Origin of the sequence: Streptomyces montanisoli (genome assembly GCF_017813245.1) — a bacterium.
In the GTDB taxonomy this organism is placed as follows: domain Bacteria; phylum Actinomycetota; class Actinomycetes; order Streptomycetales; family Streptomycetaceae; genus Streptomyces; species Streptomyces montanisoli.
The window spans coordinates 20,422-27,304 of sequence record NZ_JAGIQL010000089.1; the positions used below are offsets into that span (position 1 = coordinate 20,422).

Below are 6,883 nucleotides of genomic sequence, written 5' to 3' on the forward strand. Positions count from 1 at the left end.
GACGGCCCTGACGTGTCGTGGTGTTCGTGGCCTTGCCGGCGGAGGCGCGGCCTGCGCGGCTCAGCCGGGTACCAGCAGGTGGTGGGGGTCGTCGGCGGCCGGATCGCCGCGCCGCCCGAACGCCTCCGCGATGGCGTCGACGGCCGTCATGTCGCCGACGAGCACGGCGCCGGCCAGCCGGTCGCCGCGCATCAGCACCTTGCGGTAGCTGTCCCGGGTGGCGTCGACGAGCCGCAGCGCGTCAAGCCCCGGGTCCGCCTGCTCGTCGACCTCGCCGAAGGCCGCGTACTGCAGGGGGCCCGCAGCGAGCCTGGCCGGCGCGCGCGAACCCCGGTAGCGGGCCGCCGGGCGGGCGCCGGAGAGCCGGGCGGCGAGCACGTCCGCCTGCTCCCAGGCCGGCGCCGCAAGACCGTGCAGGACCCTGTCGTGCTCGGCGCAGTCACCGATCGCGTACACACCGGGCGCGGACGTGGCGAGGGCGTCGTCGACCGTGATGCCGCGCCGCACACCGAGCCCGGCCGCGTACGCGAGCGCCGTGCGCGGCCTCGCACCGCAGGCGAGGACGACGAGGTCGCAGGAGAGACCCGGGCCGCAGGCCAGTTCGACCGCGGAGACCCGGTCCTCGCCGCCCCGGCCGTCCCCGTCCCCGTCCCCTTCGCCGTCCTTGCCGCACCGCACCGCCCGGGCCCTGCTGCCCGGGTACGACACGACGCCGAGCCGCGCGAGGCCCCGCGCGAGCACCGCGGCGGCGTCCGCGTCGAGGTGCCGCTCGACCAGGTGCGGACCCTGGTGGACGATCTCCACGGCCACGCCGAGCGAGGCGAGCGCGCGTGCGGCGCTCACGCCGAGGACCCCGCCGCCGACGATGACCGCCCGCCGGGCCGCCGCCACGCCGCGCGCGAGGGCGGCGCAGTCGTCGAGCGTCCTCAGGACGTGCACGCCCCCGGCAAGACCCGCGCCGCCCGGCAGCCGCACGCCCCGTATCGGCGGCAGCACCGGGTTGGCGCCCGTGGCGAGCACGAGGCTGTCCCATCCGTGCACCGATCCGTCCGCGAGGGCCAGCGTGCGCGCGGCGGGATCCAGCCGGACCACCTCGGCCCCCGTGCGCACGCGGGCCGCTCCCGGCGGCAGCGCGATGTCGCGTGGCGCGAAGCGGCCCGCCAGCACGTCGGCGAGCAGGACCCGGTTGTAGGGGCGGTGGGCCTCGGCCCCGTACAGCGTCACGGTCCCCGCGCCGCCGAACGCGCCGTACCGCTCGGCGAACCGCGCGGCCGCCATGCCCGCGCCCACGACGGCGACCCGCGGGCCCTTCATCGCGCCGCCCCGGCGCCGGACGCCGCGGCCGGCGAGGCCTCACCCGCCCGCTCGACGCGGACCGCGCACAGCTTGAACTCCGGCATGCCGGAAGCCGGGTCGAGCGCCGGGTTGGTGACGGTGTTGGCGCGCCCCTCGCCCGGCCAGTGGAACGGCATGAAGACGGTGTCCTGCCTGATCGCCTCGCTGACCCTGGCGGGTGCGACGGCCCGGCCGCGGCGGCTGGTGACCGCGAGCGGCTCGCCGTCCACCACGCCCAGGCGGCGGGCGAGACGCGGGTGCAGTTGCACGAACGGGCCCGGCGCCGCCGCGTTGAGCGCGGGGACCCGGCGGGTCTGCGCGCCGCTCTGGTACTGGGCCGTCACGCGGCCCGTGGTGAGGTACACCGGGTACTCGGCGTCCGGCTCCTCGCCGGCCGGACGGTGCGTCACGGCGGCGAACCTGGCGCGCCCGTCGGGGTGCGCGAAGCGGTCGAGGAAGAGCCTCGGCGTGCCGGGATGCGCCTCGTCGGGGCACGGCCAGAAGACGCCTTCACCCCCGCGGAGCCGGCGGTGGCTGATGCCCGCGTAGTCGGCGGGGCCGCCGGCCGAGGCGCGCCGCAACTCGTCGAAGACCGCCTCGGGGTCGTAGGGGAAGCCGTCGGGCCGGCCGAGCGCCGCCGCGAGGGCGCGCAGGATCGCCAGGTCGGTGCGTACGCCCTCCGGCGGGTCGAGGGCGCGCTGCCGCAGGATCACCCTGCCCTCCAGGTTGGTGGTGGTGCCGGTCTCCTCGGCCCACTGGGCGGCCGGGAGCACCACATCGGCCAGTCGTGCGGTCTCCGACAGCACGACATCGCTGACCACCAGCAGGTCGAGGGCGCCGAGCCGCTCCGTCACGTGCGCTGCGCGCGGGGCGGACACCACCGGGTTGGAGCCCATCACCAGCAGGGCGTGCGCACCGCCGTCAAGACCGAGCGTGCCCAGGAGTTCGTAGGCGGAGCGTCCCGCCACGGGCAGAGCCCCGGGGTCGACGCCCCAGACGGCCGCCACGTGCGCACGCGCCGCAGGATCGTCGAGATCGCGGTAGCCGGGGAGCTGGTCGGCCTTCTGCCCGTGTTCGCGGCCGCCCTGCCCGTTGCCCTGTCCTGTCAGGGTCGCGCAACCACTGTACGGGCGGCCCGCGTTGCCGGTCGCGAGGCAGAGGTCGATCCACGCGCCGACGGTGTCGGTGCCCTTGCTGTGCTGCTCCGCGCCCCGCGCGGTCAGCACCATGCCGGTGCCCGCCTCACCGAACATCCGTGCCGCGTCCGCCAGTTCGGACACGGAGACGCCCGTGAGGCGCTCGACCCGCTCCGGCCAGTGCGCCATCGCGGCGGCGCGCGCCTCCTCGTAGCCCGTCGTGCGGGCCGCGACGAACTCCCCGTCCACGTTGCCGTCCGCGATCACCAGGTGCAGCAGGCCGAGCGCCAGCGCCAGGTCGCTGCCGGGCCTCGCGCGCAGATGGAGGTCGGCCAGCTCGGCGGTGGCGGTGCGGCGCGGATCGACGACGATCAGCGTGCCGCCGCGCTCCCGCAGCTCCCGCAGGTGGCGCACGGCGGGCGGCATGGTCTCCGCGGGGTTCGCGCCGACCAGCACAAGGCAGCCGGTGCGCGCGATGTCGGCGAGCGGGAACGGCAGCCCGCGGTCGAGGCCGAAGGCGCGCCGGTGCGCCGTGGCGGCGGACGCCATGCAGAAGCGTCCGTTGTAGTCGATGTTCGCCGTGCCGAGTACGACCCTCGCGAACTTGCCGAGCTGGTAGGCCTTCTCGTTCGTGAGTCCGCCGCCGCCGAACACGCCCACCGCGTCGGGGCCGTACCTGGCACGCACGTCCGCGAGGCCACGCGCCGCCACGTCCAGCGCCTCCCGCCAGGACGCCGGGCGCAGGTTGCCGCCGCGGCCGTCCCGCACGAGCGGCGTGGTCAGGCGCGCTTCGGGCCGCAGCACCTCGGCCGCCGACCGCCCCTTTCCGCACAGCACACCGCGGTTGACGGGATACGCGGGCCGCTCCCGTACCTCCGCCCCGCCGCCGGGCGCGACGGCGACGCGCATGCCGCACTGCAGCGAGCAGTACGGGCAGTGGGTGTCCGTGCCGTTGTCGTCCATGGCGTCGTCCATGGCATCGAGCGTGGCGGCCGCCGGTTTCGCCGAGAGGTCCGCCGTGTTGCGCGCCGGGTACGCGTCCCTCACACGGCGACGGGCGCGGTGGCGCGGGCCGCCCTCCGCCGTAACACCACGGGTGGCGGTGGATACGGCGCCGAGACACCCGGGCAACGAGCCCGAAACTCGAAGCGCTCAGCCTGCGTCCATGGCGAAACCCGGCACCCCCTCTCCGCGGCTCGGGCCGCGCACGCCCTTGTCCGAGGGCCCACTCACCGGCTTCACCGTCGGGATCGTCGCGGCCCGCGGCCACGACGGGCTCGCGGAACTGCTGGCCGCGCGTGGCGCCCGCGTCCTGGATGCGCCGGTGCGGCGCCTGGTGGAGCGGACGGCCAGGCGCGAGGTGCATGCCCTGACGTTCACCGGCGCACCCGCCCTCGCGGCCTTCCTCGCCGCCGCCGACGCGTGCGGACGGCGTACGGCCGTGGTCGAGGCCATGCGCGCGGACGTGGTGACCGTGGCGTCGGGCCCTGGGCCCGGGCGCAGGCTGCTCGGCCTCGGGGCGCCCGCGGTGTGGCCGGGGCGCGCCGGACTCGACGCGCTGGCGCACACCGTCACCGGGACGCTGACCGCCAGGGCGCGGCACGAGATGGAGATCGCCGGCCGGCACGTCGTCCTCCAGGGCGCGCGCCTGCTCGTGTCGGGCGAGAGCCTGCGCCTGACGCCGCGGCAGGCCGCGGTGGTGCGCGTGCTGGCCGAGTACCCCGGCCGGGTGGTGAGCCGGGAGAGGCTGCTGCGCCGCGCATGGCCGGAGGCGGACGCGGACGGGCACGCCGTGGAGGCCGCGATCGGCCGGCTCAGATCGGCGCTCGGTCAGCACCGCGACCTGATCAGGACGGTCCCCAAGCGCGGCTACCGCCTGGCGGCCCGCTGAGCCGCGACTCGCCCCTCGTGGGCCGCGCCGCCCGGCGTCCCGCCTACAGCGTGTCGCCTACAGGGGCTCGCGCAGCGCGCTGCGGCCCTCGCGCCACGCGGCCAGCAGGGCGGCCGAGAAGCGGTCCTCCAGCAGGACCGTCGCGCCGATGCCGAACAGGACGTCCTTCTCCAGATCGGGCTCCTCCGCCAGCAACCCGCCGACGACCTCGTGCCGCATCAACTGCTCGTGCACGGCGTCCGCTTCGACGTGCTCGTCGTGGAAGCGGATCGCCGCGGGCCCCGCGCCCGTGCGGCGCATGGCGTCGGCGAGCCGGCGCGAGCCGGGGGACGAGGTCACCTCGACCGTCGCGAACTGGCCGACGAGAGCGCCGCGCAGGGCGCGGTGCAGGCCCAGCAGGGACATGAGGTTGACCACGGCCAGCATCTCGGCGGAAGCGGCGTCGAGGTAGTGGTTGTAGGACGTGTCGAGGCCGAGGTCGGTCATCAGGTCGGCGAAGAGCTGCTGGTGCAGCTGGTCCGCGTGGCCCGCGCCGTACTCGTCGTACTCCACCGCGACCATCCCCGCCTTGGCACGGCCGCGCAGACGCGGGATGACCCAGGCGTGCGGGTCTGCCTCCTTGAGGTGGTAGATCGAGCGCAGAGCCGCGTGTTCGCGCAGCTGGCCGAGCGTGCCCTCACGGGCAAGGTGGTGGCTGAGGCTGGTGCCGTCGTCGCGCGCGGGCTCGACGAGCAGGTCCGACAGCGCCTCGTCGACGCGCGACGCGGGAAAGCTCTGCGCCACGTCGCCCCTGAGGGCGTCGAGGAACGTGGCCTCAAGCGCGGCGCGCAGCCGCAGCAGGTCGGGGTCCCACTCGTGCTCGTCGCCCACGCCGTCGAACCCCTGGTAGTGCAGTTCGTACAGGATGTTGAGGGCGAGCTGGAGGTCGTCGCCGTAGGGGTCGGCGGACGCCGCCCTCGAGAGCGCGTCGGGCGGCATGTCCTGCGCGTGGCGCAGGGCGCCGACCAGGGCCTGCGACAGCGGTCCGCGCGGCTTGGGGAGTCCTGACCTGGCGGTCATGCTCCACCTCCGCCGTCCTTGTCCGCGGCGGGGCCGGGCGGCCGCGAGCGGCGCCGGTGGCTCGTGTCGCACCACGGGTAGCGGCGGGAACGCCTGCACGTGCACACCGCGACGGTGGGCCGCTCGGAGCGCTCGACGCTGCCGTCGTCCAGCGCCACCTCGACGGGCCCCTCAACCACGAGGGGGCCGCCGGGGTCGATCGTGACGCGGCGTGCGCGTTCGGCAGGTGCGTGCATGGCGTATCTCTCCTCCGTGAGGGACGGCCTGAACCAGTCGACCAGGCGACCTGGCGGGGGCGGACACCGTACGAGTGCCCCTCGCGAACCGCGTCACACTGCCGCGTCCGCCGGCGGCCGGTCGCGCGCCCCGCCGGCACCCCGAGAAGTCACGTCCGGGAAGTCACGTCCGAGAAGTCCTGCCGTGACGGTGTTTGCGCCGGGGAGCCGGGGGCAGGCGGACGTCGTGCTTCGGAGAGTAGGCACGTTCAGGGTGCGGACCCTGGCGTGCTGCCCGGACCGCGCCCTCCAGGACAGCGACAGGGTCCGAGGAGCAGTGAGCGTAGCCATGGCAACAGATGTCAAGACCGGGACGGCGACCCGACGCAACAAGCACCCCCACGACGACGCGCCCGACACACGGGACGCTTTCCTCCGCATCGCGGCACTGGACGAGTGCGCGGAGAAGGCCAGGCTGACGGACGAGGTGACGCGGCAGTGGCTGCCGCTCGCCCACCGCCTGGCGGCCAAGTACCGGGGACGGGGCGAATCGCTCGAGGACCTCAGGCAGGTGGCGGCCCTCGGCCTGGTGAAGGCGGTGACGCGGTATGACACGGAGCGCGGCATAGCGTTCGCGAGCTACGCCGTCCCCACCATCGACGGCGAGCTCAAGCGGCACTTCCGCGACTACATGTGGACCGTGCATGTACCGCGCCGCGTGCAGGAGCTGCGCGGCCGGGTCCGCCAGGCGCGCCAGGAACTCGCGGCGGCGGGCAGCGCGAACCCCTCCACGTCCGAGATAGCGGCCGCGGCCGGTCTCACCGAGACGGAGGTGCGGCAGGGCAACGAGGCGCTGAACAGCTTCTCGGCGCTCTCTCTCGACGCCGAGCTCACCGTGGGAGAGGACGGGCGCTCCCTCGGCGACACACTGGGCAGCCCCGACCCCGGCATGGACAGGGTGGTCGACCGCGAGACCGTCAGGCCGCGGCTGTGCCGGCTGCCCGAAAGGGAGAAGCGCATCCTCTACCTGCGCTTCTTCCGCGGGATGAGCCAGTCCGACATCGCGGGCGAGTTCGGCATCTCGCAGATGCACGTCTCCCGGCTGATCAGCCGTTCCTGCGAGCGCATCCGCCGCGAGGTCTCGCGCGAGCGCGTGCTACAGCCGGTGGGCTGACCTGCGGCGCACGCGTCCGCGATCGCGCGACAGGGGGCCGTCCGCCCGGACGTGATCGGGAGAAGACACGTCT

General features: G+C 75.3%; 6 protein-coding genes. 2 read left to right on the forward strand and 4 right to left on the reverse strand.

The features are described 5' to 3' along the window. Positions 1-60: 60 nt before the first annotated feature. Both JFN87_RS20560 and JFN87_RS20565 read right to left on the reverse strand, forming a co-directional pair. A complete protein-coding gene (locus JFN87_RS20560; protein ID WP_209342032.1) occupies positions 61-1,314 on the reverse strand; it encodes an NAD(P)/FAD-dependent oxidoreductase in 1,254 nt (417 codons plus the stop codon). Then, entirely contained in the window at positions 1,311-3,446 is a 2,136-nt protein-coding gene (locus tag JFN87_RS20565) for a molybdopterin oxidoreductase family protein (protein ID WP_372449263.1), read from the reverse strand. Before JFN87_RS20565 ends, JFN87_RS20560 begins: the two co-directional genes overlap by 4 nt. Positions 3,447-3,636: 190 nt before the next feature. Between JFN87_RS20565 and JFN87_RS20570 the strand changes: the two genes are divergently transcribed. Further along, a complete protein-coding gene (locus tag JFN87_RS20570) occupies positions 3,637-4,362 on the forward strand; it encodes a winged helix-turn-helix domain-containing protein (RefSeq protein ID WP_209342034.1) in 726 nt (241 codons plus the stop codon). A 57-nt stretch (positions 4,363-4,419) separates the two neighbouring features. Here the strand turns inward: JFN87_RS20570 and JFN87_RS20575 are convergent, their stop codons facing one another. After that, positions 4,420-5,421 carry an iron-containing redox enzyme family protein gene (locus JFN87_RS20575; RefSeq protein ID WP_209342036.1) on the reverse strand — a complete coding sequence of 334 codons (1,002 nt, stop codon included), beginning with the start codon at positions 5,419-5,421 and terminating at the stop codon, positions 4,420-4,422. Further along, on the reverse strand, positions 5,418-5,657 hold the full coding sequence (locus JFN87_RS20580; protein ID WP_209342038.1) for a CDGSH iron-sulfur domain-containing protein: 240 nt from the start codon (positions 5,655-5,657) through the stop codon (positions 5,418-5,420). The genes JFN87_RS20575 and JFN87_RS20580 overlap by 4 nt, the downstream gene beginning before the upstream one ends. A gap of 328 nt (positions 5,658-5,985) precedes the next feature. Here JFN87_RS20580 and JFN87_RS20585 point away from each other — a divergent pair, with 328 nt between their 5' ends. After that, complete coding sequence (locus tag JFN87_RS20585) at positions 5,986-6,810, forward strand: SigB/SigF/SigG family RNA polymerase sigma factor (protein WP_209342040.1); 825 nt, start codon at positions 5,986-5,988, stop codon at positions 6,808-6,810. Positions 6,811-6,883: the final 73 nt, after the last annotated feature.